Source organism: Nonomuraea bangladeshensis, assembly GCF_039529455.1.
Taxonomy (GTDB): Bacteria; Actinomycetota; Actinomycetes; order Streptosporangiales; family Streptosporangiaceae; genus Nonomuraea; species Nonomuraea bangladeshensis.
In genome coordinates, this window is the sequence record NZ_BAAAMV010000006.1 from 99,458 (window position 1) to 125,213 (window position 25,756).

Genomic DNA, 25,756 nt, shown 5'->3' on the forward strand with positions numbered 1-25,756 from the left:
CCATGCCGATCCCCATGGCGAGCATGCCGGCCAAGATGGACCCCCCACCGGGGGCCGCGCCGCCCCCTCTCAGCCGCGTGAGAGCCGGGCGCCGCCCCCATGAGACGCCCGGCCCTCGCGCGCATGCGCTCTCTATCCGCACATGACGGGTTTATGCCATTTCAAGACCCTTTACCCGACTTGACGGTCACCCGGCAGCGAGCGCCCCGGCGATCGACGCCCGCGCCGCCCGCCGCGCCGGCAGCAGCGAGGCCACCACCCCCGCCACCCCCGACAGCACCACGAACAGCACGACCTGTCCGACGGGCACCGACAGGACCGCCCCGTCCAGCATCGCCAGCACCGCCACCCAGCCGTACAGCCCGCCGAGCACCACCCCGACCAGCGCGCCGATCAGCCCGAGCACCAGCGCCTCGACCGAGAGCATCCGCCGCAGCTGCGGCCGGGTCAGCCCGAGCGCCCGCAGCAGCGCCGACTCCCGCGAGCGCTCGTGCACCGAAAGCGACAGCGTGTTCGCGATGCCCAGCAGCGAGATCAGGATCGCGAGCCCGAGCAGCCCTCCGACGATCATGAGGAGCATGTCGAGCGTCTCGTCGAACTCGCCGCGCACCTCGGTCGAGCTGCTGAGCCGTACGGTCGGATAGGCGGCGACGGCCTCCCTGACCACGGCCCTCGCCTGGTCGGCGGACACCCCGTCCTTGATGGTGATCAGCACCCGGGCGTCGGGCAGCGCCCCGGCGTAGCGGTCGAACGCGCTCTCGGCGACGGTGAGCGTCGGCAGCGCCGAGCCGTCCCCGTCGAGCACGGCGACGACCCGCAACGGCACGCTTTCCGCGCGCCCCTTGGCCCGCACGCTGACCTGCACGGTGTCGCCGACCCGTACGCCCAGCTCGTTCGCGGCCCGGTCGAGCAGCGCCACCTGGCCCTCCGACAGCCCGGCGGCCATCGAACCCGCGACCACCTCGGGGACGACCGGCCCGTGGAAGGCGCCCAGATCGTACGTCCGAGCCCCGCCCGTCCGCCCCGTGACCTTGGCCGGCGTCTCGCGGACCTGCAGCACCGAGCCCAGCTCCGGCGCCCGTCGCAGCTCCTCGCCCACCGAACGCGGCACCGCGGCCTCGCCGCCCTGCGCGGACAGCAGGTAGTCCACCGGGAACTGCTCGTCCAGCTTGTCCGTCACGGTCGCCCGGGTCGAGGCGCTGAGCACCGAGATCACCGTCATGAGCGTCACCCCGATCGTCAGGGCGACGGTCGTGGTCGCGGCCCTGCGCGGGTTGCGCGCCGTGTTGTCCAGCGCCAGCCGTCCCGGCACCCCGGCCAGCCGGGCGGGGAGTCGCCCCACGACCGCGCTCAGCGGCCGGACCAGCGCCGGCCCGAGGATCAGCACGGCCAGGAAGGTCAGCATGCCGCCGACCATGACCACGACCAGCGTGGCCGTGCCCCCTGGCGGCATCCTCCACACGCCGAACCCGGTCGCGCCGAACCCGGCCACCAGGAACAGCGCGGCGGCGCCCCAGCGCGCCGCGCCCATGCGGAACGCCTGCTCGTCGGCCTGCGTACGCAGCGCCGCGACCGGCGGCACCCGCGTGGCCGACCGGGCGGGCAGCAGCGCCGCGCCCACGGTGACGACGAGGCCCACGGCCGCCCCGACGGCGATCGTGAGGGGGGTGAGCGCCACGGAGGCGCCCGTGGGCAGCGGGGCGTCGAACGCGGCCAGCAGGGCGAGCGCGAGCGCCGCGAGCCCGTACCCGGCCGCGAGGCCGAGCGCCGAGGCGACCAGGCCGACCACGCCCGACTCCAGCAGGACCGAGCCGAACACCTGCCCCCGCGTGGCCCCGATGCAGCGCAGCAACGCCAGCTCGCGGCCGCGCTGCGCGACGAGGATGGTGAAGGTGTTGTAGATGACGAGCGCGGCCACCATCATCGCCACGACCCCGAACAGCAGCAGGCCCACGGTCAGCGTCCGCATCTCCAGCCCGGCCGCGGCGGCGAGGTCGGCGGCCAGCTCGTCGCCGGTCTTCACCGTCGCCCCCGGCCCCGCGGCGGCGGCCACGGCCTGCTCCAGGCCGGGCGCGCCACCCGCGACGTCGATCTCGTGGTAGCCCTTCGCGCCGGTCATCCGCAGGGCGGCGGAGGTGGTGAGGCCGACCGCGCCGGTGAAGGCGAGCTCCTGGTCCACGCCGGGGTCGAGGAGCCCGACGAGCTTGAAGGTGTGCCGCTCCCCCTCCGGGTCGAGCACCACGAGGTCCTCGCCGAGCCGGAAGCCGTTGACGCGGGCGGTGTTCTCGTCGAGCACGGCGGCCCGGTCGTCCGTGCCGGGTCCGGTGCCGGCGACGATCGTGGTGCGCTGCAGCGGGCCGCGTACGACGGAGATCGCCGTGGTGGGCAGGTCGCCGACCACCTTGCCGTCCTTGCCGAGCAGCCGCGCGGGCCCGCGCACCAGGCCCTGCGCGTCGGCGACGCCCGTGACCGCGCGCACCCGGCGCAGGACGTCCTCGGCGAGCACGCCGTCCCCGGCCAGCACCGCCACGTCCACCTTGCCGGCGTCGGCGGTCACCCGCTGGGAGAAACCCGCCTGTACGGTGTCGTTCAGGACCAACGTGCCCGCGATGAACCCCACCCCCAGCACGATCGCCAGGGACGTCAGCAGCAACCGCAGCCGGTACGCGCGCAGCCCGGCCAGCGCCGTCCTCAGCACCTCACGCCTCCAGCTTCACGAGCGTGTCCAGCACGGTCTGCGGCGTGGGCGCGGTCACCTCGGTGACCAGCTCGCCGTCGCGCAGGAACACCACGCGGTCGGCGTACGAGGCCGCGACCGGGTCGTGCGTCACCATGACGATGGTCTGGCCCAGCTCGCGCACGGAGGTGCGCAGGAAGGACAGCACCTCGGCGCCGCTGCGCGAGTCCAGGTTGCCGGTCGGCTCGTCGGCGAAGATGACCTGCGGCTTGCTGATCAGCGCCCGGGCCACGGCCACCCGCTGCTGCTGGCCGCCGGACAGCTCGGACGGGCGGTGCCCGAGCCGGTCTCGCAGCCCGACGGTGTCGATCACCCGGTCGTACAGCGCCTGGTCGGGCTGGCGGGCGGCGATGTCGAGCGGCAGGCGGATGTTCTGCTCGGCGGTCAGCGTGGGCAGCAGGTTGAACGCCTGGAAGACGAAGCCGATGCGCTCGCGGCGCAGCAGCGTGAGCCGCCGGTCGCTCAGCCCGGTCAGCTCGGCCTCGCCGACGTGTACGGTGCCGGAGGTGGCGGTGTCGAGCCCGGCCAGGCAGTGCATGAGCGTGGACTTGCCGGAGCCGGACGGCCCCATGATCGCGGTGAAGGCCCCGGTGTGGAAGGCCACGGAGACGCCGCGCAGCGCGTGCACGGCGGCGTCGCCGTGTCCGTAGGTCTTGGTCAGGTTCGTGGCCACCACGGCGGGCGGGGCCTGGGTGCGGGTCACTCGTCGCTCCTTGTCGCGCTTTTTCAACGCGACCAACGCTAGAAGCGGAAATGTCGCCTGCTCTGGGCCCTGAGGAGGGACTTCGGCTGCGACTCCGGACGACCCCGGTCAGCCTTTCGGCCGATGGGCGGGCACGATCAGCCCGGCCTCGTAGGCGTACACCACGACCTGGGCGCGGTCCCGCAGCCCGAGCTTGGCCAGCACCCGGCCGAGGTGCGTCTTGACCGTCGCCTCGGCGACCTCCAGCCGGGCCGCGATCTCGGCGTTGGACAGGCCGCGCGCCACCGAGAGCAGCACCTCGCGCTCGCGCGGCGTCAGCTCGGCCGCCGTGACCGGCTCCTGCGCCGGGAGCTGGGCGGCGAAGCGGTCCAGCATGCGCCGCAGCGTGGTGGGCGCGACCACGGAGTCGCCCGCGTGCACGTGCCGGATGGCGCTCAGCAGGTCGTCCGGCGGCACGTCCTTGAGCAGGAAACCGGCCGCGCCCGCCTTGATGGCGGCGAAGGCGTACTCGTCGAGGTCGAACGTGGTCAGGATGAGCACCTTCGGCCCGTCGATGCGGCGGGTGGCCTCGACGCCGTCCATGTGGGGCATGCGCACGTCCATGAGGACGACGTCCACCTCGGTCGTGGCGAGCAGCTCCAGCGCGGCGGCGCCGTCGGCGGCCTCCGCGACCACCTCGATGTCCGGCTGCGCGCCCAGCACCATGCGGAAGCCCGCCCGCAGCAGCTCCTGGTCGTCGACCAGCATCACCCGTATCACCGGGGCCGCCTCCCTCACGCCGCCCTGGCCATGGGCAGCCGGGCCAGCACCTCGTAGCCGCCTCCCGGGCGGGGGCCGGCCGTCACCGCGCCGCCGTACATGCCGACGCGCTCGCGCATCCCGATGAGGCCGTGGCCGCCGTCGCCGCGGGGCGCCGCCCCGCCCCTGCCGTCGTCGGTGACGCGCACGACCAGCTCGGGGCCGTCGAAGTCGAGCTCGACCAGGGCGCGGGCGCCGGGGCCGCCGTGCTTGAGCGCGTTCGTCAGCGCCTCCTGGACGATGCGGTAGACGGCGAGCTGCTGGCCCTCGGGCAGCTCGCCGGGCGCGCCGGCCACCACCAGCCTGGCCGGCACGCCCGAGCCGCGCACCAGCTCCTCCAGCTGGTCCAGGCCCGGCTGCGGGGTGTAGTCGGTGTCGGGGTGCTCGTCGTCGCGCAGCACGCCGACCAGCCGGCGCATCTCGGCCAGCGCGGCCCTGCCGGTCTTGGAGATGGCCCGTACGGCCTGGCGGGCCTGCTCGGGATCGCGGTCGAGGGCGTAGCCCGCGCCGTCGGCCTGGACCACCATGACGCTGACGTTGTGCGCGACGACGTCGTGCAGCTCCCTCGCGATGCGGGCGCGCTCGGCCGAGGCCGCCATCCGCGCCTGCTGGTCCCGCTCGCGCTCGGCCCGTTCCGCGCGCTCCTCCAGGCCCTCCAGGTAGCGGTGGCGGGTGCCGGCGTACAGGCCGAACAGCCAGATCGTGACCACGAACACCGACCCGCCGAAGAACGTCCCGAACGACGGCGACTCCCAGTTGACCAGCGCCAGGAGGATCCCCAGCTCGGCCACCAGCATCGCGGCCAGCCCCCAGCGGAACGAGCACCGGTAGGCGACCACCCAGAGCGCGACCAGCACGGCGAGGTTGGCGGGCAGCGGGTCCAGGCCCGCGAGCCACTGCCAGAAGCTGATCAGCGCGATCAGCGCGTACGACGGGACCGGCCGCGCCAGCCACAGCAGCGGCGCCAGCAGCGCCGCCGACAGCGCCAGGTAACCGGCCACGCCGAGCATCAGGCCGGCGCCGACCGGGGTGTAGGACGCGTACGGCACGGCGAACAGCCCGCACAGCGCCGCGAGGGGAGCGACCCGCAGGGCGCTCGCCAGCTTCTCGTGGCCGCGGGACCACGACCGTACCCTGCCGAACACATCCTCACGATATGCAGGCCCGGACCGGGGTTGGTCCGCCTGGAGGTGGAAGTCCGCCTACGACCCAGGTCGCACATCGAGGAGGTCTTACACAGGGCTTACGCCCTTTGCGGCACTCTTGTCTCTGGGAGCGCCCCTTCAGTGGGCGAGTAAAGGGAGATCGTGATGGCGGATCATGATCGCGATGCCGGGTCGCGCGGCGATGAGGAAGCGCCGCGCGACCCTGACCCTCACGCCGATCCCCGTTGAGCGCCCCGGTCTGAAGTCCGGCCGGCTTTCGCCCGACCCCTCCGCCCACGGTCACGGTCATGGCGGCCCGAGTACCGTGGACGATTGTCCTCCGGGACACCTGGGACCTGGAGCCCCATGACAGCCGTCCACCCCTCGCGGCTTTCCCGGACCTGCTGCCGCTCCTGGTGGCCGCGCGCCTGCTGATCGCCGAAATTGCGGGCGACCGAGCCGCGCCCACCGCGCCCATACGAGGCCGGCCGCATCGTCTGGGTTCAGTCGTTCGCCCCTGACCTGAAATTCCGCCGTCGCCCTCGGACACGTACGGAGTGAAAGCCCGCAACGTTCGGAAGGTCTGACGAGGATGGCGCGTGAGTGAACAAGACGACCGGTCCCGGTTCGAGGCGGTGTACCGAAGGACCTATGAGCAGATTCTCGGCTACGCCGTGCGGCGGTGTTCCTCGCCCGAGGACGCCGCCGACGTCGTGGCCGAGACCTATGTGATCGCCTGGCGTCGGATGACCGAGCTCCCCGACGGTGACGCCGGCAGGCTCTGGCTGTACGGCGTGGCCCGCCGGGTCCTGGCCAACCACCGCCGGAGCGAGCGGCGCAGGCTCACCCGGCACACCGAACTCACCGACGAGATCGACAAGCTTTACGCCGTCCCCTTTCCCAACGGTGAGCCGCACGGCGTGGACGATGCCATGGACCTGCTCGCCGACAGCGATCGTGAGCTGCTGGCCCTGGCTCTCTGGGAGGGGCTCGACCCCGGCGAGATCGCCACCGTGCTGGGCTGCTCCCGTAACGCCGCCCGTATCCGCCTGCACCGGGCGCGCAAGCGCTTCGCCAAGGCCCTGGAGAAGACCCGTCCATCGGCCGCCGGCTTGGCGGTACGGCCGCTCATCGAGAAGAGGTCAAGGTGAACAACGACCAGATTTTCAAGGACCGGGCACGAGTGCGGGACGAGGATCTGGCCGGCCGGGCGTCCACCACGGGGGCGGACGCGCTGCTGGCGGAGATCGTCTCGATGGAGCACCCGGCACGACGGCGGCTCCCGCGCTTTCCTGGCCGCGCTCTGCTGCGGCCAGGCCGCGCTCTGCTCGGCCTGGCCGCGGCCGCCACCGCGGTGGCGGTCATCACCCCCGCGATGCTGTCCGGCAACACGATCTCCGTCGCGCCTCAGCCCGGCACGTCGGCGTCCGCGACGGCCGAACCGACCGCCCGGCAGATCCTGCTCGCGGCCGCCGTCGCCGCGGAGCAGGCCCCCGCGAGCGGCGATTACTGGCGTTACAAGGGGGTCACCCGGTGGATGTTGACCGATCCCACGCGCAGCTACGTGCTCGAGGAGGCGCGATCTGGAGAGGTATGGCTGGCCGGGCGAACGGGCCTGCGGAGCTGGCGCATCGGCCAGGATCTCGGCGTCAGGCCCGCGACCCCGCAGGACGAGGTGGCGTGGCGGGCCGCGGGGTCGCCTACCAGCTGGCGGTACCCCAAGGACATGAAGACGGAGAACCTGTTCGCCGTCCCGTTCGGGCCGCTGAAGGCGGCGGCGGGTGAGCGAACCGCCGAACGGCTGCGCTGGAAGACGGTCGGTGACCTGGCCGGGGAATCGTTGACCTGGAAGGAGCTGCGCGCGGTCCCGGGCGAGCCCGAGACGCTCCGGAGCTACCTGGAAGAGCGCATCGGCCGGTTGGATCTGACCGGATCCGGGATGGACGTGGAGGAGGCGAGGAAGCACATCCTTCTCCGGGACTGTGTGGACATCATCAGTACCCTGCCGGCCTCGCCCGAGACCCGTGCGTCCGCGTACCGGATCCTCGCGTCCCTGCCCGCCATACGGGCTGTCGGGGAGACGACGGATCCGCTGGGCCGGCGTGGGCAGTTGCTCAGCTACCAGGAGGAGATCGAGCCGGGTCTGTTCTCCGAGGTTCGGCTCGTGGTCGATCCCAGCACCGGCCTGCTTCTCTCCGAAGTGAGGGCGAACACCACCGAGCTCGCTGACGGGCGGCAGGCAGAGCTTCGTGTCTCCTCCTCGTTCCAGGAGATCGGCTGGACCGACGAACGCCCGCAACTGCCCACGCCGCCCGGGTGAACGATGAAAGTTTCCCCAGCCGCGGCTCCCCCACCAGCGCCGTTGGCCGGCGGCTGTCGCCGTCCGTGTTCCCCTCCGCAGCGGATGGCGTACCGTACTCCCGCTCACCCACATCCCCAGCGCAAGGGAGTCCTCGTGCGTGCATGGCTGGCCGGTGTCGTCGCGTCCGTCCTGATGGTGCCGCTGACGGCCCATGCCGCCTCGGCCGGGACGGACCCGCGTACGTGCGCGAAGGCGAGCCTGCTGTTCTGTGAGGACTTCCAGGCCGTGCCGGCGGGCGGCGCGAGCAGTCTCCGCTGGGGCGTCGACACCAAGCACGGCACGCTCACCGTCGAGCGCGACGGACGGCGCGGGCAGAAGGTGCTGCGCGTGCACACCGAGGGCAACGGCCGCGCGTTCCTGAAGGTGGACGACTTCGCCGCGCCGGGCAACAGCTTCTACGGCCGGGTGCGGCTGCGGGCCGCCGCGTTCCCGACCGCGCCCGACTGGGCGCACTACACGCTCGTCGAGGCGACCGGCGACGGGCCCGAGGTCGTCCGTCCGCTCGGCGGCCAGTACGCCCCTCCGCCCCACGGGGGAGCCGCGTACTGGGGCGTCGGCGCGGACGGCGGCCCCACCGGGGACTGGACGAACTGGCGGGCCACCGCCCCCTCCGTCGCCGGGAGGTGGACCTGCGTGGAGTGGCACATGGACGCCGCCGACAACCGGATCTCGTTGTGGTTCGACGGGGTGGCCAAGCCGGAGCTCACCGTGTCCACCCGCGAGCACGGCGGCAACCCGGTGGACTTCGTCTTCCCGCGGTTCGACACGGTCAAGCTGGGCTGGCAGCTCTACCAGGCGAACCCGACCCCCGCCGGCTACGACGTGTGGCTGGACGACATCGCGCTGAGCAGCCGGCGGGTGGGCTGCTAGACCGCTGTCACGGGTTGCCGGAGCGGCACGTGGGCGACCTGCTGAACTCGACGGACGCCCCGGTCGCGTCGCTGATCACGGCGCGGATGTCGTACCTGAAGGTGGGCTGACAGCCGATCGACACGAAGGTCTTGTCGTTGTACGAGGGCACGTTGGAGCCGTTGACGTACCAGCGCACGGCGACCGGCGCGACGCCGCCGCTGAAGGAGACCTCGCAGAGGAACCGCCGCGCGAGCGGTTCGCACCCGCCTCCGGTCAGGGTCAAGCTTGCCGCCGCCGAGGCGGAGGACGACGCGAGCAGGCCCGGGGCGGCGAGCAGACCTGCGGCGAGCACGACAGGTAAGGCCATCTTGTACGACTTGCGCATTCCTGTCTCCTTGTGAGGACGATGAGAGGGAACGTCCACCCAGACTTCTGCCGGCTTGACTCTGCCGTTACGTCAATATCTAGCGTCACGAGGGAGCCGGAAGATCCGGCCTGGTGAACGGTACGGGGACGGTGAGCAGGCAATGGCGTGGTCGATCGCCGAGGTGGCGCGGATGTCGGGAGTGACGTCGAGGACGCTGCGCCACTATCACGAGATCGGGCTGCTGGAGCCCGCCCGGATCGGCGGCAACGGCTACCGCCACTACGAGGAGGACCAGCTGCTGCGGCTGCAGCAGATCCTCGTGCTGCGGGAGATGGGCCTCGGCCTCGCCGAGATCAAGGAGATCGTCGACCGGCACACCGACCCCCTGGCCGCCCTGCGCGAGCATCACCAGCGCGTGCTCCAGGAGCGCGACCGACTGGACGCGGTGGCGCGCATGGTGGCCAGAACCATCACCGAGCTTGAGAACAGCGAAGGGAAGGACGGTATGCCCAGAATCAGCAGGCCGGAGAACCTGTTCGAGGGATTCGACAGTGCCCGCTACAGCGAGCAGGCCCGCGAGCAGTGGCCCGGGCACTGGGAGCAGTCCGGGCAGCAGGAGCTCCTGGACAGCCTGGCCCCCGAGGAGCTCGGCCGGATGCAGCAGGAGGCGACGGCGGGGATGATCCGGATGGCCGAGCTCATGGCCGCGGGAACCCCGGTGGACGACCCCGCGGTGCTCGCCGAGCTCGACGTCCACTACCGGCAGCTGAGCCGATTTTGGACGCCGACCGCCGAGCAGTATGCCCACCTGGGCCGGATGCAGGTCGATGACGAGCGGTTCAGGGAGAACTACGAGCGGATCGCCGACGGGCTGGCCGCGTATATGCGGGACGCCATGGCCGCGTACGCGCAGGCCCGGCTGAGCTGAACGCCCTGAAACCGGGAGATGGCCGCTCCGGCGTCCATCTCCCGAGGGAAATCCGCTGACCGTGGGGCCGGTGGGATTCGAACCCACACTGACAGCCACCTAAAGACTGCGCCTCTGCCATTGGGCTACGACCCCTGGTGAACTGCCCGCCCCGGCAGTCCGGCCAATCTTACACGGGTCAGGCCAGGCCGAGCTTCTTCTTCAGCGAGGCCACGTGCCCGGTCGCCTTGACGTTGTAGAGGGCCTGCTCGACCTTGCCGTCGCCGTCGATGACGAACGTCGAGCGGATGACGCCCTCCACCTCCTTGCCGTAGAGCTTCTTGAGCCCGTACGCCGCGTACGCCTTGTGCACGGTCAACTCGGGGTCCGACAGCAGCGGGAAGGTCAGCCCGTCGCGCTCGGCGAACTGGGCCAGCTTCGCCGGCTTGTCCTTGGACACCCCGAGCACCACGAACCCCTCGGCGGTCAGCCGGCCCAGACTGTCACGGAAATCACAGGCCTGCTTGGTGCAACCGGGCGTCATCGCGGCAGGGTAGAAATAGAGGATCACCCGCTTGCCGCGGTAGTCCTCCAGCGAGACGGCGCCGCCGGCGGCGGTGGGTAGCGTGAACTCGGGCGCGGCGTCGCCGGGCGCGAGCTTGGTTTCGGTCATGTGGCCCTCCTCGAGTTCTTCTCGCCAACCTACCGGCCCGGCCGGCGTGCCGTACCGCACGCGGACCTGACAGACTGATCACGACCGGGCGCACGGTCGAGAGGAGAGCCATGGCTGACACCGATCCCGACGAGCTGGAGCGACGCATCGCGCGGGCACGCGCGGAGCTGGCGCAGACGGTCGACGCCATCGCCGACCGGGTGAACCCCAAGCGGGTCGCCGAGCGCACGGTCGCCGACGTCAAGACCCGGGCCGGGCACTTCGTGGCGTCCGTGGGCGACGCGCTCGGGGTCGCGCCGCGGCCGGTCGAGTACACCGACGACCCCGCCCAGGTGTGGGAGGACGACCGCCCCAGCCTGGCGCCGGTGCTCATCGGGGTGGGCGCGGTGCTGGTCGTGGGCGCGGCCATCGCGCTCCTGCGGCGCCGCCGTCGCCGCTGACGGGCGCCGGCCGTCACAGGAAGGTGCGGCCCTCACCCCGGTACGTCGGCACCGTCTCCACGACCTTGTCCCCCTCCACGAGGTGCAGCGCGTCGAACCGCTCGCACAGCTCCCCCGCCTTCGCGTGCCTGAACCACACCCGGTCACCGGTCCGCAGGTCCTGCGCCGCCTGCCCGAGCAGCGGCGTCTGCACCTCGCCCGCTCCCTCGTCGGGGGCGTAGCGCAGGCCCGCGGGCAGATACGGCTGCGGCAGCCGACTCGGCCCCGCCGACCCCGAGGCCGGATAGCCGCCGCCGAGCACCGTGACCACGTCGGGCCGGGGCCGGCGCACCACCGGCAGCGCGAAGAGCGCGGCCGGGCGGCCGGTGAAGCGGCGGTAGAAGTCGAACAACCGGGGATGGAACAGCCCGGACCCGGCGGCCACCTCCGTGATCGCCTTCTCCCGCACCGTCAGCTCGATGCTGCCGGTGCCGCCGCCGTTGACGAACTCCAGCTCGGCGAACTGCCGCACGGCGTTGACCACGCGCCCGCGCCGGACGATCAGCTCGCGGGCCGAGCGCGCCTGCATGAGCCGGATGGCGCGCGCGTAGGCGGCCTGTCCCCGCGGCGCGTCGCCCACGCCCGCGATCTGGGCCTCGTACGCCAGCAGCCCCACCAGCCGCAGCCCCGGCCGTTTGGCGATCTCGGCGGCCAGGTCGGCGGCCTCCTCGGGCTGGCGGATCGGCGAGCGCAGCGCGCCCGCGCGGAACCTGCCGCCGAGCGCGATGTACCCGGCGTCGACGTCGAGGCAGAGCCGGAGCTCGGCCTTGGGCCCCTGTACGGCGTGCTCGATGAAGTCCAGGTGGGCGACGGAGTCGACGGTCACCGTGATCCGCCGGGCGGCCTCGGCGTCGGCCGCGAGGGCGGCGAGCGCGTGCCGGTCGGCCGTCGGGTAGGCGACCAGGATGTCGGTGAAGCCGTGCCCGGCCAGCCACAGCGCCTCGGGCAGCGTGAACGCCATGACGCCGCGGAAGCCGTCCATGGCGAGGACGCGTTCGAGCACGGGACGGCTGCGGATCGACTTGCTGGCCACCCGGATCGGCTTGCCTGCCGCCCTCCGGACGAGGTCGGCCGCGTTGGCGCGCATGGCCGCCAGGTCGAGGATGGCGAAGGGAGGCTCCAGCTCAGCGGTGGCATGGTCGTAACGCCGGCGGTCGTCCATATGAGCAGCGTAACGACATACGGAACAAATGAATATGAGTGCTGTTCGTGTTCGGTCGGCTTCCCGTAAGGATCCGGCAAACCGGCGGCGAGGCCGGAGCGCCCCCGGCCCGGCCCCCGTGTACGTCTGGTGCTCGTGATGACCACGCTCCAGCGGCAACGCTCCCCCGGTGCGCCCGCCGCTCCGCGGCAGAGCACGCTGCGCCGGGCGCGGCGGGCGCTCAGGCCGGCGCGTACCCTGCCGGGCGCCGTCGTGTCGCTCACGCTGGCCGGCGGGCTCGGGGCGAGCGCCGCCGAAGTGGTCTCGGCGCTGCTCGGGCATCCGCTCGGCTGGGTTCCGCTGAACGAACTGGCCGAGCTGGCGGGCCGCACCCCGTGGCCCGAGACGTCCACGACGGCCCTGGCCCTCGCCGGGACGGGCACGCTGATGCTGCTGCTCGCCGCCGTCCCCGGCCGCTCCCGGCTCGTGCCGGTGGAGACCGCCGACCCGCTCATCGTCATCGGCATCACCCGCAGCGGCCTGCGCCGCACCCTGCGGGCCGCCGCCCAGCAGGTGCCCGGCGTGCAGCGGGCCCACGTACGGCTGCGCCGCCGCACCATCGAGGTCACCGTCGTGACGGAGGCCGAGAGCTCGGGCGCGATGCTCCGCCAGGTCGGCACCGCCGTCGGCGACCGCCTGGCCGGGCTCGGCACGTTCGGCGCCGGCGAGGTCGTCGTCCGGCTGCTCGGGAAGGGCGGCTGACAGCCGACATGCGCCAGTACAGAGGCAACCGCATCGGCCTCGCCGTCGTGGGCGGCACGCTGGCCACGGCCGGCGTCTACGCCTGGCTCCGCGGCCACGGCCGCTTCCTCGGCCTGCCGCCGAACGCCAAGGTCCTGCCCGCGCACACCGCCCGCGCCCTGACCGACGCCGCCTGGCCCCTCTGGGCGCTCGCCCTCGTCCTGCTCCTGCTCGCGCTGACCGCGCTGCGCTGGCTGCTGCTCTGCCTCGGCTGGGGCCGCCGCGGCGCCCACAACGGCACCGGCACCGCCATGCTGTACGTCGGGCTCAAGAACGTGGACGGGCTGAGCAAGGCCAAGGTGCGGCTGGGACCCGACGGCCTGCGCCTCGCGCTCACCTGCCCGGCGGCCGCGGACCTCGGGGCGGTGGCGGGCAAGCTCGACCAGGACGTCATCGGCCGGATCCGCCGCGAGCTCAGCGACGACGAGACCCCGGCGCTGGCCCGCCTGCACGTACGCCGGTAGCCCAAAAGGGGTCAGGCCACGCTGACCGTGATCGTGTGCCAGCCGGTCGCGCCGTCCGGGGCCGGCGGGGCCACCTGCTCGGTCTGGGTGTAGCCGGTGGTGTCGGTGGCGCGTACCTGGAGGGTGTGGGAGCCGGGCGTCGCGTCCCAGTCCAGCGACCACTGCCGCCAGGTGTCCGGGCCGGGCACGTCGGCCAGCTTCGCCTCCCGCCACGCGCCGCCGTCCACCCGCACCTCGACGGCCGCCACGCCCTTGTGCTGGGCCCATGCCACGCCGGCGATCGTCGTACGGCCCGGCTTGAGCGAGGCGCCCGAGCCCGGCACGTCGATGCGGGACTGCGTCTTGATCGGGCCCTTGGCCGCCCAGCCGCGCGGCGTCCAGTAGGCCTCGTCCCGGTCGAACCTGGTCACCTTGACGTCCACCACCCACTTCGTGGCCGACACGTAGCCGTACAGGCCGGGCACCACCTGGCGCACCGGGAACCCGTGCTCGACCGGCAGCGGTTCGCCGTTCATCGCGATCGCGAAGAGCGCCTCCCGACCGTCCATGACGACGTCCGCCGGGGTGCCGCAGGTGAAGCCGTCGGCGGAGGTGGACAGCAACATGTCGGCATCGGCGTGCAGACCAGCGCGGCGCAGGATCTCCGACATCCGGACCCCGAGCCAGCGGGCGTTGCCGACAAGCCGCCCGCCCACCTCGTTGGAAACGCAGGTGAGCGTGACATCGGCCTCGGTCAGCGGCATCCGCAGCAGATCGGTGTACGTGATCTCGACGGGCCGGTCCACCATGCCGTGGATCCGCAGCTTCCACGATTCGGGATCGACCTGGGGGACGACGAGGGCCGTGTCGACCCGGTAGAAGTCCCGATTCGGGGTGACGAAGGACGACAACCCGCCGATGCGCAGGTCCGCGCCGGCGGGGATCGGCTTGGCCGGGGTGGCCGGCGCGGGCAGCGCCACGTTCACCCGCGCGATGTCCACCGCCCGGGACCCGGCCAGCCGGCTCCCGGCCACGGCCCCCACCCCGGCCACCACCACTCCCCCGGCGACCCCGGTCAGCAGCCGCCGCCGATCGAAGGTCGACGGCTCACCGCTCCCCCGCATGACGGCAGGCCGCTCGGCCTCGCCGGAAGGGGCCTCCGAGACGGCGGGGACGGTGGCCCGGCGAAGCAGCCACGCGAGCGTCCACATCCCGGCGACGGCCCCCGCGAGCGTCGGCAGAATGTCCACGACCGAGGCGCCCGGACGGGTGACGACAGCGACCAGCCCCACCACCGCGAACGCCGCCAACCCCGCCATCCCGTACGCGAGCCGCCGCCGCGCCAGCACCCCGATGACCGCCGCCACGACGGCGAGCAGCACCAGAACACCCCAGACGAGCACCGTCTTGTCGTTCTCGCCGAAGGTCGTGATCGCGAAGTCCTTGACCGGCGCGGGCGTCAGGTCGACAACGCCGTCACCCACGGCGATGACGGGCGAGGTCTGCGGCCCGAAGAGCCCCGCCACGAGCTGCGCCAGCCCGAGGGCCACGCCACCGGCTGTCAATCCGGCCAGCGCACCCGCCCAGGCGGGCACCGAGATGTACTTCTGCACACTGCCGACGCTACGCCCTGGGCCACCACCCGGTTCTTACGCGATGGTTACGAGATCCCCAGCCCCTGGCAGGCCGGCCTCCGGCGAGGGCCGATGGGCGTCTGGGGGGTGTCGAGCCAGAGCCGCTGCCCCTCACGATCGACCGACATGCCGAACCGCTCCAGCCCCGGCTCCCCCAGGCTCACCCACTGGAAGTACGCGCGGGTCACCTCCTCCCAGAGGTGGCGGTCGCCGAGCTCGTACACCCATGACTCGCCGTCGGGCTCGTAGATGGCGACACCCCACCGTCCGGGGTCGCCGGGGTCGAGGAGGAACATCCGGTCGTCGTCGTCCAGGCGCATGCACAACCCGGTCAGGGCCGAGATCACCAGATCAGCGCCCGCCGGCGCGTAGGTGATCGTGCGGGGATCCAGCTCGGTGGTGAACCGCCGGCCGCTGCCGTCGTCCGGGTCGCCCGGGGTGGTGGCGCTTTGGGAACGCATCATCATGTACCGGGTGTCGCAGGGGAATCTCCCGATGGCGCTGCCGTCCGGTGTGGTGACCAGCCGCAGGCAGTGGTCGGAGTCGAATCCGGGCGAGTACGGGGTGACGATGACCGCGCCGGGGCGGCACTGCTCGACCCAGGCGTAGGGAACGGTGTGGACCGCGCAGGTCACGTGCACGCGGTCGTACGGTGCGCCCTCCGGCCGGCCGTCCGCGCCGTCGCCCACGATCAGGCGCGGGTGCACGCCGACCGCCGCGAGGTTCTTCGCCGCCTGCTCGGCGACGGCCGGGTCCACTTCGACGGACGTGACCCGGGACGCGTCGCCGACGAGGTGGGCCAGCAGCGCGGCCGTCCATCCGGTGCCGGTGCCGACTTCGAGTACACGGTGTCCGGGCTCGGGGTGGAGTTGCGTGAGCAGGTCGACCACCGTGCCCGGCGAGGAGTTGGAGGAGGTGTAGCGGCCTTCCACGTCGCGGATGTCCGTCGCGCCCATGTCGAGCTGCGTCACGATGGCGGACAGCCCGTACACGGTCGCCCACCACGCTTCAGGGTCGCTGTCGCGGTCGATGAGCCGGGGGCCGGCCTCGGTCAGAGCGACCCCTACCTGGGGGACGAACCGGTGCCTCGGCACGGCACGCAGCGCGTCGATGATCGCGTCAGCGATCGGGGCGCGGGTCTCGCTGATCGCGTCGATCATGCCGTCGATGGCCAGGTCGAGGTCAGGTGTCACTTCTTCGGACCGCCGCCGTGCGAGCCTCCCTTGCCGCCGTCACTGTCGCCTTCGTTCTTGCCGGGCGCGGGCGGCTGGAACGGCTTCAGCTTGGACTCGTCGCCCTTGTGCTTGCCCATGTGATGTCCTCCTACAACTAGACGTATGCTTTCCGCCACCATACGACTACCGTCAGTCATCCACAAGTCGTCGTCGAGCCGCTCGTGCATAAGATCGGCGGGGTGCAGCGCCTCGCTCTCTTCGACCTCGACCGAACCCTCGTCGACCTCGACACCGCGTTCCGCAGTTGGGCCAGGGAGTTCGCAGAGCGACGACGCTTGGGCCCCGAGGGACTGGCGTGGCTGATCGCCCTGGATCGGGAAACGCACCCGCGTCGCGACATCTTCTTCAGCAGGGTGCGCGACCACTTCGCGCTGGCGGAGCCGGTCGAGGAGCTATGGGCCGGCTACCGGCAACGCATGCCACACCTCGTGCGGTGCTATCCGGGCGTCCTGGCAGGCATAGCCGACCTGCGAAGCGCCGGCTGGCTGGTGGGGATCGTCACCAACGGCATGGCGGACAACCAGCTCGGCAAGCTCCGCCGTACCGGCCTCGCCGATGCGGTCGACGGCTACGCCGTTCCGGAGCCGAGGGCATCCGGAAGCCGGAGCGCGGCCTGTTCGAGATCGCCGCTCAGCGGTGCGGGGCCGGCCTCGCCGAGGGCGGATGGATGGTCGGCGACAGCCTCGTCGCCGACGTCGAAGGAGGGCAGGCCGCCGGGCTCCGCACCATCTGGATCGACCGGGGAACGTGGCCGGATCACAGACACCACGCCGACCATGTGATCGCCGATATCTCGGAGGCATTCGTCATCATGCGGGACGCACCCTGACGACGGTGTCGTCGCGCTCGGTGGTGCGCCGGTCGCTGTCGTAGGCGATGCCGGAAGTGCCGGGAGCCTGCGAAGATCGCAGCGTGCCGATCTTCCGTGTCGTCCTGGTCGCCATCGCCGTGCTGGTCGCCGCCGTCCTGGCCTTCCCTCAGTGGGTGCCGAACGGGGTCGGGCGCCTCGGCAGCCTGGTCGAGACGTTCCTGCCGTGGCTGGCGCTGGCCGTTCCCGTGCTGCTCGGCCTGGCCTGGTGGCGGCGTTCCACGGCGGGCGCGCTGGCCGCGCTGCTGCCGCTCGCCGCCTGGCTCACCCAGTTCGGCGGGCATCTGCCGCCCCGAGGGGAGCAGCCACCTCACCTGGTTGCCGTGCAGCACAACGTCAGTGACGAGAACGCCGACCCGGCCGGCACGGCGCGCACGCTGATCGCGGCCCGGCCGGATGTGATCGGCCTGGAGGAACTCCTGCCGGCGGCCCTGCCGGCCTGGGAGGACGCGCTGCGCGCCGACTATCCGTATCGGACGGTGCACGGCACCGTCGGCCTCTGGTCCCGCCACCCCCTCGCGGAAGCCGCGCCGGTGGACATCCGCCCACCCGGCGTCGGCCCGGACTGGAACCGCGGGCTGCGCGCCGTCGCCCGCACCCCGCACGGCGACATCGCGGTCTACGTCGCCCACCTGCCCTCCGTACGCATCGGCCTGGAAGGGTTCGACGCCGTACGCCGGGACGAGAGCGCCCGCCGGCTCGGCGCGGTGCTGGCCGCCGAACCGCTCGGCCGCGTCCTGCTGCTGGGCGACCTCAACAGCACCGTCGAGGATCGCGGGTTGCGTCCGGTCCTCTCGCTGATGACGGCCCCGCCGAGCGATTTCGCCTTCAGCTGGCCGGCTCGCGTCCCGCTGGCGCGCATCGACCAGATCCTGGCCCGCGCGATGACGGTGACCGAGATCCACTCGCTGCCGAGGACGGGCAGCGACCACCTGCCGATCGCCGCCCGCATCCGCCTGTGACTCCACAGGAGCCCGGTCAGAGGCCCCTCACACCCCAGACGCGCTTCACGCCAGGGCCGGCAGCGACGCCGATCAGCGCAGAGACGATCAGGTGGCGAGCAGGTCGCGCACCAGCGGCGCGAGCGCCCGGAAGGCCCGCCCTCGGTGGCTGATGGCGTCCTTCTCCTCGGGGGCCAGCTCGGCGGTCGTGCGCTGCTCGCCCTCGGGTACGAAGATCGGGTCGTAGCCGAAGCCGTGCTCGCCGCGCGGCGTCCTCACCAGGTGCCCCGGCAGCGTGCCCTCGACCACGCGCTGCTCGCCGGACGGCAGCGCCAGCGCCGCGACGCACGCGAAGTGGGCGCTCAGCTTGTCGTCGGGCACGTCGGAGACCTGGGCGAGCAGCAGGTCGAGGTTGGCGCGGTCGTCGCCGTGCCGCCCGGCCCAGCGGGCGGAGAAAACGCCCGGCATGCCGTTGAGCACGTCGACGCAGAGCCCGGAGTCGTCGGCGACGGCGGGCAGGCCCGAGCCCTGGGCGACGGCGTGCGCCTTGAGCAGGGCGTTGTCCTCGAAGGTGACGCCGGTCTCGGCGACGTCGCCGATCTCGGGGAACTCCTCCAGCCCGACGATGTCGAAGCCCGACAGGATGCGGCGCAGCTCGGCGATCTTGCCAGGGTTGCGGGTGGCGAGGACGATCCTCATGACTGCAGGGCCTCCTGCTGGATGAGCGTCAGCTCCTCGCACCCGGCCACGGCGAGGTCGAGCAGCCGGTCGAGCAGGGCGCGGTCGAACGGGGCGCCCTCGGCGGTGCCCTGCACCTCGACGAAGCTGCCCTCGCCGGTCATGACGACGTTCATGTCGGTCTCGGCGGCGACGTCCTCGGTGTAGCAGAGGTCGAGCATCGGCACCGAGCCGACCACCCCGACGGAGACGGCGGAGACCGAGCCGATCAGCGGGTCGCCGGGGCACATGCGGCGCTCGCGCATCCAGGCGACGGCGTCGGCCAGCGCGACGTAGGCGCCGGTGATCGCGGCCGTACGGGTGCCGCCGTCGGCCTGCAGCACGTCGCAGTCGAGCAGCACGGAGTTCTCCCCGAGCGCCTTGTAGTCGACGCAGGCGCGCAGCGAGCGGCCGATCAGGCGGGAGATCTCGTGGGTGCGCCCGCCGATCTTGCCGCGGACCGATTCGCGGTCGTTACGGGTGTTGGTCGCCCGCGGCAGCATCGCGTATTCGGCCGTGACCCAGCCCTGGCCGCTGCCCCGCCGCCAGCGCGGCACGCTGTCCTGGACGGAGGCCGCGCAGAGCACCCGCGTGCCACCGAACTCGACCAGCACCGAACCTTCGGCGTGCGCCAGCCAGTTGCGGGTGATCGTGATGGGACGGAGCTGGTCAGGGTTGCGGCCATCCTGTCGGGACATGCAGATCACCCTATCTCCGCCCCACGACGCTCTTGACCAAATGTGTCGGCCACATGGATCCTTACGCAATGACAACGGGGGTGTTGCGCAACCCTGACTTCCTCCGGTTCCTCAGCTCACATCTGGCCAGCGAACTCGGGGCGAACATCTCCCGGGTCGCGCTTCCACTGGTGGCCGTACTCGTGTTGCATGCCGGGCCGGCCGAGGTCGGCCTGCTCACGGCGTTGCAGACCACCGCCTATCTGGTGATCGGCCTGCCCGCGGGGGTGTGGGTCGACCGGATGCGCAGGCGGCGCGTGATGATGGCGTCCGACCTGGCCAGGTTCGTGCTGGTCGGGAGCGTTCCGGTGGCGGCGGAGCTGGGTGTGCTGACGATGCCGATGTTATGCGTGGTCGCGCTGCTCGCGGGCACCGCTCAGGTGTTCAACGACGTGGCCGACCAGACGTACCTGCCGAGACTCGTACGAGGACCGCAGCTCGCCGACGGCAACGCGAAGCTGGAGACCGTGCGCGCGGCGTCGTTCCTGTCCGGGCCCGCGATCGGGGGCGCGCTGGTGGAACTGGTCGGCGCCTCGCGCACGATCGCGGCCACCGCGCTCGGCTCGCTCGCCTCGATGCTGTTCCTGACCACCATCAGGACGCCGGACGAGCCGCGCCGGGCGGACGGGCGCGAGCCGCTGCTCCGGGGCATCCGCGAGGGGCTGGCCTTCCTGTGGCAGGACCGGCTGATGCGGATGTTCACGGCGTCGTCCGCCATCAGCAACCTGTCGGTGAGCGGCGTGCTCGGCCTGTCGGTGCTGTTCCTCGCCGACGTGGTCAGGCTGGAGCCCGGCCTGCTCGGCGCGCTGCTCACCGCCGGCGGCGTCGGCGGCATGGTGGGCGGGCTGAGCGCGGGGCGGCTGTCGCGGCGGCTGGGGGCGGCGCGGGTGACCTGGCTGGCCGCCGTGATCGTCCCGCCGTTCTGCCTGCTGCTGCCGATGACGCAGGCGGACTGGCGGGCGTCGTTCTTCGCGGTCACCTCGTTCGCGATCTCGTACGCGGCGGCGATGAGCAACATCGGCCAGCTCACCTACCGGCAGACCGTGACCCCCGAGCACCTGCTCGGCCGGGTCAACGGCTCGGTGCGCTTCCTGGTGTGGGGCACGATGCCGGTGGGCGCGCTGCTCGGCGGGCTCATCGCCGCGCAGCTCGGCGTCCGTCAGGCGCTGTGGATCCTGCTGACGGGCCGGGCGCTGGCGTTCGTGCCGCTGCTGTTCTCGCCGCTGCCGCGGATGCGGGAGTTCGACGAGGCGGGCGAGGTTCAGGCGAGGTCGTAGACCGCGCCGCTGCGGGCCAGCTCGATCGGGCCGCCGTAGCCGCCGCGGCCGGCCTCGGCGAGCACCTCGGCCTGGTCGTTCCACGGCACGAGGTGGGTGAGGACGAGCCGGCCGACGCCGGCCGCGGCGGCGTGCTCGGCGGCCTGGCGGCCGGTCATGTGCAGGCCGGCCGGCAGGTCGGGCCGCTCGACGAACGACGCCTCGCACAGCAGCAGGTCGGCGTTCTTGGCCAGCGTGACCAGCTCCTCGCACTCGCCGGTGTCGCCCGAGTACGCGACCACGCGCCCGTTCGCGGCCACCCGGAAGCCGTACGCCTCCACGGGGTGGTTGACCAGCCCCGCGGTGACCGTGAACGGGCCGAGCTCGAAGCTGCGCGGCTCCAGCGGCACGAAGTCGAACGCCGTCTCCAGGCCGGGCTCGTCCGGCATGCCGTACGCGGCCGCCAGCCGGGCGGGCGCGTCGGCCGGCGCGTGCACCGGCAGCACCGGGTAGGGCGCCCGCGGCCCGTAGGTGCGGGCGACGTGGTAGCCGCAGAGGTCCAGGCAGTGGTCGGCGTGCAGGTGGGAGAGGCAGATCGCGTCCACGTCGTACAGCCCGATGTGGCGCTGGAGCGCGCCGAGCGCCCCGCTGCCGAGGTCGAGCAGCAGCCGGAAGCCGTCGGCTTCGAGCAGGTAGCAGGACGCGGGGCTGTCGGGGCCCGGGTAGCTTCCGGAGCAGCCGACGACGGTCACCTTCATGTGGGCTCCTTCTCGTTGCGACGCTCGGCGGCGTCGCGGCTCGGCCGCGCGGCTCGGGCGTCCAGCACCCCCCAGCCGCCGCCGAGAGCGGCCAGCGGCGCGGGCGCCGGACGGGCCGGGCGGCCGTTCACGGTGGTACCCCCCACGGGTGCGACTTCGACCGCGTCGATCTCGGGCCCCAGGAACCGCCGCCCGAGGCGGGCGAAGAGCCGGGGGTCGCCGGTGGCGAGGAAGCGGTGCCGGGGGGTGGTCCCGCCTCCTGACGCCAGGCCGCGGTCGTGCAGGATCCGGTAGACGTCCTTGGCCGTCTCGTCGGCGCTGGAGACCAGCGTGACCTCCTCGCCGGCGACGTACGAGATCGCGCCGGCGAGCAGCGGATAGTGGGTGCAGCCGAGGATGAGAGTGTCGCACCCGGCGGCCCTGACGGGCTCCAGGTAGTCGCGTACGACCTCGATGAGCTCGCCGCTCATCGTCTCGCCTCGTTCGACGTACTCCACCAGGCGTGGGGCGGCCACGCCGGTGAGCTGCACGTCGGGAGCCGCGGTGAAGGCGTCGTGATAGGCCATGGACTCGATGGTGGCCCTGGTGGCGATCACGCCGACCCTGCCGTTGCGGGTCGCCCGCACGGCGCGCCTGGTGGCGGGGTGGATCACCTCGACGACGGGCACGTCATAGCGCTCGCGGGCGTCGCGGAGCACGGCGGCGCTGGCGCTGTTGCACGCGATCACCAGCATTTTGACGTCGAGCTCGACGAGGTGGTCCATCACCTCCAGCGCGCAGGCGCGGACCTCGGGGATGCTCTTCGGCCCGTACGGCTGCCGGGCCGTGTCGGCCACGTAGGTGATGGACTCGTGGGGAAGCTGGTCGATGATCGCGCGGGCGACCGTCAGGCCGCCGACCCCGCTGTCGAATATCCCGATGCTCGTGTCCGGCACGCTTCAGAGGGTAGGCGACCTGGGCGATCAACACTGCGTAAGAATGCTCACATGTGCGACTCGTGAGCAGGATGCGATGTCGCCTTGGTCACATCCGTACCCTTCGCCGCCGGTCAGCCCCTGCCCACCCGGGCGAGCTGGCGGGACTGCGCGACCAGGCGGCCGGTGGAGTCACGCACCTCGACCTCCTCGTCGAACCAGCCGTCGGAGATCATCCGGCCGCCGCCGATGAGCGTGAGCCAGCCGGGGGCGGGCAGGGCGCGCAGGTGCCAGGTGAGGTCCACGGTCGGCGCCCAGCCGCGCGCCCCGGCCGAGAAGACCACGGGGGGCAGGGCGTCCACGGCGAGCGCCAGCACGTACGGGTCCGGGTCCTGCGGCTCGGCCATGCGGAAGTAGGCGCGCGACTCGGGGCGGCCGGTCGGCTCGCCCTTGAGCCAGCCGATCGTGGGCGGGTCGAAGCGCAGGTCCATCTGGGCGTTCAGCGTCATGCCGGACTCGGGCTTGGGGTCGGGGAGCCTGAGGCAGTCCTCGACGGGCGGCATGGGGTGGACCTCGTCGTCCTGGTAGTCGGGGGTCGCGCCGCTGAGCGTGGCGGTGGTGATCAGTCCCTCGATCTTGGCCGTGCCGTCCTGGACGAGCGTGACACGGGCGAACGCGGCCGTCCGGCCCGCCTTCAGCGGCTCCACCCGCACCTGCGCGGGCCCGGGGACGGGCGCCTTGAGGAACTGCGCGGTGGTGCTCACGGGGTGCTCGAACGGCGAGGCGTCGACCGCCGCGCGCAGGATCACGGCCATGAGGTAGCCGCCGTTGAGCGGGCCGCCGATCGAGTAGCCGGTGTCGAGGCACACGTCGTACGTGGTGTCGTCGATCTTGATCGCCTGCGTTGCCTCGTCGAACTTCGTCATCCGCCTCACCCGTGAAGTCTGGAACTATGTTCTAGTCGCCCCATACTCTACGGCATCCCCACATCCGCGCGCCTACCTGGGGAAACGTGATCGGACTGAGACAGTTTGATCATGGCAACTGTTACCCATCTCATCGGCCAGGCCGTCTGGGACGCCAACGGGGTGTGGGTCGGGCACGTGGTCGACATCCGGGTGGTCCGGCACAAGGGCGAGCTCCAGCAGAGTCACACGGTCTACGGGCTCGTGGTCTCCCAGGTCCGCGCCCCGCTCCTGCTCGGGCTCACCCGCGAGCGCGAGGGGCGTTCGCCCTGGGTGTCGAAGGCGCTCGCGCGGGTGCTGTACGCCGGATGCGCGTTCGTCCCCTGGGCGCACGTGGAGGACTACGGCGGGGGCGAGGTGCACATCAGCGTCTTGAAGGGCGAGCTTGACCGCGTGTAAGGGCGGGATCCAGCGTTCTGCAAGCGCCTGATAAGCAGCAGGCACTATGTTCCGATGTGGCCAGAAGTCCACATTGTGAGTGAAGTGATGTCTGCGAATAACCCCCCTTACGGTGCTGGGCAGGATCCCGACCGCACCCAGGCATACAACTGGAACCAGGGCCAGCCCTATCCGCCACAGCAGGGCCAGCCGTCGCCCCAGCAGCAGCTTCCTCAGGGCGGCTGGCAGCAGGAGCAGATCCAACAGGGCCAGTACGGCCCCCAACACGGTCAGCAGCAGTACGGGCAGCAGGGCCAGTCCGGCCAGCAGCAGTACGGGCAGCAGCAGTACGGGCAGCAGCCCCAGTACGGCCAGCCGGGCCAGTACACCCAGCCCCAGTACGCCCAGCAGGGCGCCTACGCCCAGCAGGACCTCTACGGCCAGCAGCAGGGCTGGCAGCAGCAACAGCAGCCGCCCGCGCAACCCCCGAAGAAGGGCCGCAAGAGCTGGCTCGTCGCGGGCGCCGCGGCCCTCGCCGTGGTGGTGCTCGGCGGCGGCGCGGTCTGGGCCGTGGGCGCGCTCGGCGGCGGCGGCACGCAGCCGGCCGACGTCCTGCCCGCCAACGCGATCGCCTACGCCCGCCTCGACCTGGACCCCGCCGCCAACCAGAAGCTGGCGCTGTTTCAGCTCGCCAGGAAGTTCACGGTCACCAAGGACGCCTTCTCCGGCGAGGACCCGCGCAAGGCGCTGTTCGACACCCTGAACAAGGACTCGGACGGCAAGCTCGACTTCGCGAAGGACGTCGACCCGTGGCTGGGCAGCAGGGTCGGCTTCGCCGCCGTGCCCTCGGGCAAGGCCGAGCCCGACTTCGCGGTGGCCGTCCAGGTCAAGGACCAGGAGCAGGCCAAGGCCGGCATCGCCAAGCTGATGGAGGGCGACAAGTACGGCATCGCCTTCCGCGACGACTACGCCCTGCTCACCCCGACCCAGGCGCTGGCCGACAAGTACGCGCGCGCCGACGGCAGCCTGGCCGACAACGCCGAGTTCAGCGACGACATGGGCGCCGTCGGCGAGCAGGGCGTGCTGTCGTTCTGGACCGACATGGGGGGCCTCATCGACCTGGCCGGCAAGGAGATCCCCGCCGACCAGCGCGCGGCGGTCGAGCAGGCCAAGGACGCCCGCTTCGCCGGCGCGCTCCGCTTCGACAGCTCCTACGTCGAGCTGGCCGGCACCGTGCGCGGGGCCAAGGGCATGACGCCGGAGGGCGACCTGCCGCAGGCGAACCTCGGCACGTTGCCCGCCTCCACCGCGGGCGCCCTGTCGATCTCCGGCCTCGACCAGGTGGTCACCAAGCAGTGGGCGGAGATCGAGAAGCAGGCCACGGCGACCGGCTCGGCCGAGATCACGCAGCTCCTCCAGCAGGCCAAGACCAAGTACGGCCTCAGCCTGCCCGGCGACCTCGCCACGCTGCTCGGCAAGAACCTCACGGTCGCGGTCGACTCCGAGGGCCTGAGCGGCGACCAGCTCAAGGCGGGCGTGCGCATCGCCACCGACCCGGCCAAGGCGCAGGCCGTCTTCGAGAAGGTGCAGCAGGCGATGACGGCGAGCGGCCAGCCCGCCCCGAAGATCGCCAAGGTCACCGGCGACGGCGTCTTCACGGTGGCGACCAGCGACGCCTACGCCAAGTCGCTGTCGGAGGAGGGCACGCTCGGCGACTCTGAGACGTACAAGACCGCGGTCGCGGACGGCGACGAGGCCAACTACGCGCTCTTCGTGGACCTCGACAAGGTCGAGAGCCTCTACCTGGAGTCCATGGACGGCGACGACAAGGCCAACCTGCAGGTGCTGCGGGCCGTGGGGCTGAGCGGCAAGATGACCGACTCGGAGGCGACGTTCTCGCTCCGGGTGCTGTTCAACTGACCCTCGCGTGATGAAGGGCGGCCCT

27 protein-coding genes, 1 tRNA gene and 1 pseudogene are annotated in these 25,756 nt (G+C 72.2%); 13 read left to right on the plus strand and 16 right to left on the minus strand.

Annotated elements, in window-relative coordinates:
• Positions 1-187: 187 nt before the first annotated feature.
• From ABD292_RS19990 to ABD292_RS20005, 4 genes are all read right to left on the minus strand, one after another.
• Positions 188-2,698 carry an ABC transporter permease gene (locus tag ABD292_RS19990; RefSeq protein ID WP_344209294.1) on the minus strand — a complete coding sequence of 837 codons (2,511 nt, stop codon included), beginning with the start codon at positions 2,696-2,698 and terminating at the stop codon, positions 188-190.
• Position 2,699: 1 nt separating this feature from the next.
• A complete protein-coding gene (locus ABD292_RS19995) occupies positions 2,700-3,440 on the minus strand; it encodes an ABC transporter ATP-binding protein (RefSeq protein WP_344209296.1) in 741 nt (246 codons plus the stop codon).
• Positions 3,441-3,548: 108 nt separating this feature from the next.
• Positions 3,549-4,199: a response regulator gene (locus ABD292_RS20000; RefSeq protein ID WP_344209298.1), complete on the minus strand. Its 651-nt coding sequence runs from the start codon at positions 4,197-4,199 to the stop codon at positions 3,549-3,551.
• Positions 4,200-4,213: 14 nt separating this feature from the next.
• Positions 4,214-5,383 (minus strand): sensor histidine kinase, encoded by a 1,170-nt coding sequence (locus ABD292_RS20005; protein ID WP_344209300.1) that lies wholly within the window; start codon positions 5,381-5,383, stop codon positions 4,214-4,216.
• 599 nt (positions 5,384-5,982) lie between these two features.
• Here ABD292_RS20005 and ABD292_RS20010 point away from each other — a divergent pair.
• The 3 genes from ABD292_RS20010 to ABD292_RS20020 all read left to right on the plus strand — a co-directional run bounded on the left by ABD292_RS20010 (position 5,983) and on the right by ABD292_RS20020 (position 8,615).
• A complete protein-coding gene (locus ABD292_RS20010) occupies positions 5,983-6,534 on the plus strand; it encodes an RNA polymerase sigma factor (protein ID WP_344209302.1) in 552 nt (183 codons plus the stop codon).
• A complete protein-coding gene (locus tag ABD292_RS20015; RefSeq protein ID WP_344209304.1) occupies positions 6,531-7,703 on the plus strand; it encodes a CU044_5270 family protein in 1,173 nt (390 codons plus the stop codon). The genes ABD292_RS20010 and ABD292_RS20015 overlap by 4 nt, the downstream gene beginning before the upstream one ends.
• 135 nt (positions 7,704-7,838) lie before the next feature.
• Entirely contained in the window at positions 7,839-8,615 is a 777-nt protein-coding gene (locus tag ABD292_RS20020) for a hypothetical protein (RefSeq protein WP_344209306.1), read from the plus strand.
• A gap of 7 nt (positions 8,616-8,622) precedes the next feature.
• Here the strand turns inward: ABD292_RS20020 and ABD292_RS20025 are convergent, their stop codons facing one another.
• A complete protein-coding gene (locus tag ABD292_RS20025) occupies positions 8,623-8,982 on the minus strand; it encodes a hypothetical protein (protein ID WP_344209308.1) in 360 nt (119 codons plus the stop codon).
• A gap of 142 nt (positions 8,983-9,124) precedes the next feature.
• Here ABD292_RS20025 and ABD292_RS20030 point away from each other — a divergent pair, with 142 nt between their 5' ends.
• The gene (locus tag ABD292_RS20030) at positions 9,125-9,892 is read left to right on the plus strand and encodes a MerR family transcriptional regulator (protein WP_344209310.1); all 768 of its coding nucleotides are present in this window, start codon (positions 9,125-9,127) and stop codon (positions 9,890-9,892) included.
• Positions 9,893-9,954: 62 nt separating this feature from the next.
• Here ABD292_RS20030 and ABD292_RS20035 read toward each other — a convergent pair.
• Positions 9,955-10,027, minus strand: a tRNA-Leu gene (locus ABD292_RS20035).
• Between the two features lie 43 nt (positions 10,028-10,070).
• Entirely contained in the window at positions 10,071-10,544 is a 474-nt protein-coding gene (bcp, locus tag ABD292_RS20040) for a thioredoxin-dependent thiol peroxidase (RefSeq protein ID WP_344209312.1), read from the minus strand.
• 110 nt (positions 10,545-10,654) lie between these two features.
• Here bcp and ABD292_RS20045 point away from each other — a divergent pair, with 110 nt between their 5' ends.
• Positions 10,655-10,984 (plus strand): DUF3618 domain-containing protein, encoded by a 330-nt coding sequence (locus ABD292_RS20045; protein WP_344209314.1) that lies wholly within the window; start codon positions 10,655-10,657, stop codon positions 10,982-10,984.
• A gap of 13 nt (positions 10,985-10,997) precedes the next feature.
• On the opposite strand, the gene ABD292_RS20050 is transcribed toward ABD292_RS20045, so the two are convergent.
• Entirely contained in the window at positions 10,998-12,185 is a 1,188-nt protein-coding gene (locus ABD292_RS20050) for an amino acid deaminase/aldolase (RefSeq protein WP_344209316.1), read from the minus strand.
• A 138-nt stretch (positions 12,186-12,323) separates the two neighbouring features.
• Between ABD292_RS20050 and ABD292_RS20055 the strand changes: the two genes are divergently transcribed.
• Together ABD292_RS20055 and ABD292_RS20060 are read left to right on the plus strand one after the other, a co-directional pair.
• Positions 12,324-12,926 carry a DUF6286 domain-containing protein gene (locus ABD292_RS20055; RefSeq protein WP_344209318.1) on the plus strand — a complete coding sequence of 201 codons (603 nt, stop codon included), beginning with the start codon at positions 12,324-12,326 and terminating at the stop codon, positions 12,924-12,926.
• 8 nt (positions 12,927-12,934) lie between these two features.
• The gene (locus ABD292_RS20060; RefSeq protein ID WP_344209320.1) at positions 12,935-13,429 is read left to right on the plus strand and encodes a hypothetical protein; all 495 of its coding nucleotides are present in this window, start codon (positions 12,935-12,937) and stop codon (positions 13,427-13,429) included.
• Between the two features lie 11 nt (positions 13,430-13,440).
• Here ABD292_RS20060 and ABD292_RS20065 read toward each other — a convergent pair whose 3' ends face one another.
• The 3 genes from ABD292_RS20065 to ABD292_RS20075 are packed head-to-tail and all read right to left on the minus strand — an operon-like array spanning position 13,441 to position 16,354.
• Positions 13,441-15,021 (minus strand): molybdopterin-dependent oxidoreductase, encoded by a 1,581-nt coding sequence (locus tag ABD292_RS20065; protein WP_344209322.1) that lies wholly within the window; start codon positions 15,019-15,021, stop codon positions 13,441-13,443.
• Positions 15,022-15,068: 47 nt separating this feature from the next.
• The gene (locus tag ABD292_RS20070; protein ID WP_344209324.1) at positions 15,069-16,235 is read right to left on the minus strand and encodes a methyltransferase domain-containing protein; all 1,167 of its coding nucleotides are present in this window, start codon (positions 16,233-16,235) and stop codon (positions 15,069-15,071) included.
• Complete coding sequence (locus tag ABD292_RS20075; RefSeq protein WP_344209326.1) at positions 16,232-16,354, minus strand: hypothetical protein; 123 nt, start codon at positions 16,352-16,354, stop codon at positions 16,232-16,234. The genes ABD292_RS20070 and ABD292_RS20075 overlap by 4 nt, the downstream gene beginning before the upstream one ends.
• A 102-nt stretch (positions 16,355-16,456) precedes the next feature.
• On the opposite strand from ABD292_RS20075, the pseudogene ABD292_RS20080 reads away from it, so the two are divergent.
• The 3 genes and pseudogenes from ABD292_RS20080 to ABD292_RS20090 all read left to right on the plus strand — a co-directional run.
• A pseudogene (locus ABD292_RS20080) lies at positions 16,457-16,780 on the plus strand (HAD family hydrolase); the annotation flags it as partial.
• On the plus strand, positions 16,672-17,106 hold the full coding sequence (locus tag ABD292_RS20085; protein WP_344210456.1) for an HAD family hydrolase: 435 nt from the start codon (positions 16,672-16,674) through the stop codon (positions 17,104-17,106). The pseudogene ABD292_RS20080 and the gene ABD292_RS20085, both read left to right, overlap by 109 nt.
• An 83-nt stretch (positions 17,107-17,189) precedes the next feature.
• A complete protein-coding gene (locus tag ABD292_RS20090; RefSeq protein WP_344209328.1) occupies positions 17,190-18,107 on the plus strand; it encodes an endonuclease/exonuclease/phosphatase family protein in 918 nt (305 codons plus the stop codon).
• An 87-nt stretch (positions 18,108-18,194) separates the two neighbouring features.
• Here the strand turns inward: ABD292_RS20090 and rdgB are convergent, their stop codons facing one another.
• Positions 18,195-18,785, minus strand: coding sequence for an RdgB/HAM1 family non-canonical purine NTP pyrophosphatase (gene rdgB / locus ABD292_RS20095; protein WP_344209330.1), 591 nt, complete (start codon positions 18,783-18,785; stop codon positions 18,195-18,197).
• Positions 18,782-19,501 (minus strand): ribonuclease PH, encoded by a 720-nt coding sequence (gene rph / locus ABD292_RS20100; protein WP_344209332.1) that lies wholly within the window; start codon positions 19,499-19,501, stop codon positions 18,782-18,784. Before rph ends, rdgB begins: the two co-directional genes overlap by 4 nt.
• Positions 19,502-19,569: 68 nt before the next feature.
• On the opposite strand from rph, the gene ABD292_RS20105 reads away from it, so the two are divergent.
• Positions 19,570-20,817 carry an MFS transporter gene (locus ABD292_RS20105; RefSeq protein ID WP_344209334.1) on the plus strand — a complete coding sequence of 416 codons (1,248 nt, stop codon included), beginning with the start codon at positions 19,570-19,572 and terminating at the stop codon, positions 20,815-20,817.
• Here the strand turns inward: ABD292_RS20105 and ABD292_RS20110 are convergent.
• The 3 genes from ABD292_RS20110 to ABD292_RS20120 form a co-directional block, all read right to left on the minus strand.
• Positions 20,802-21,554: an MBL fold metallo-hydrolase gene (locus ABD292_RS20110; RefSeq protein ID WP_329583981.1), complete on the minus strand. Its 753-nt coding sequence runs from the start codon at positions 21,552-21,554 to the stop codon at positions 20,802-20,804. The genes ABD292_RS20105 and ABD292_RS20110 overlap by 16 nt on opposite strands.
• Positions 21,551-22,489, minus strand: a complete 939-nt coding sequence (gene murI, locus ABD292_RS20115) for a glutamate racemase (RefSeq protein ID WP_344209338.1) — start codon at positions 22,487-22,489, stop codon at positions 21,551-21,553. The genes ABD292_RS20110 and murI overlap by 4 nt, the downstream gene beginning before the upstream one ends.
• A gap of 113 nt (positions 22,490-22,602) precedes the next feature.
• Positions 22,603-23,394 (minus strand): thioesterase family protein, encoded by a 792-nt coding sequence (locus tag ABD292_RS20120; protein ID WP_344209340.1) that lies wholly within the window; start codon positions 23,392-23,394, stop codon positions 22,603-22,605.
• 111 nt (positions 23,395-23,505) lie between these two features.
• On the opposite strand from ABD292_RS20120, the gene ABD292_RS20125 reads away from it, so the two are divergent.
• Both ABD292_RS20125 and ABD292_RS20130 read left to right on the plus strand, forming a co-directional pair.
• On the plus strand, positions 23,506-23,832 hold the full coding sequence (locus ABD292_RS20125) for a hypothetical protein (RefSeq protein WP_344209342.1): 327 nt from the start codon (positions 23,506-23,508) through the stop codon (positions 23,830-23,832).
• Between the two features lie 87 nt (positions 23,833-23,919).
• Positions 23,920-25,731, plus strand: a complete 1,812-nt coding sequence (locus tag ABD292_RS20130; RefSeq protein ID WP_344209344.1) for a DUF3352 domain-containing protein — start codon at positions 23,920-23,922, stop codon at positions 25,729-25,731.
• The last annotated feature ends 25 nt before the right edge of the window (positions 25,732-25,756 follow it).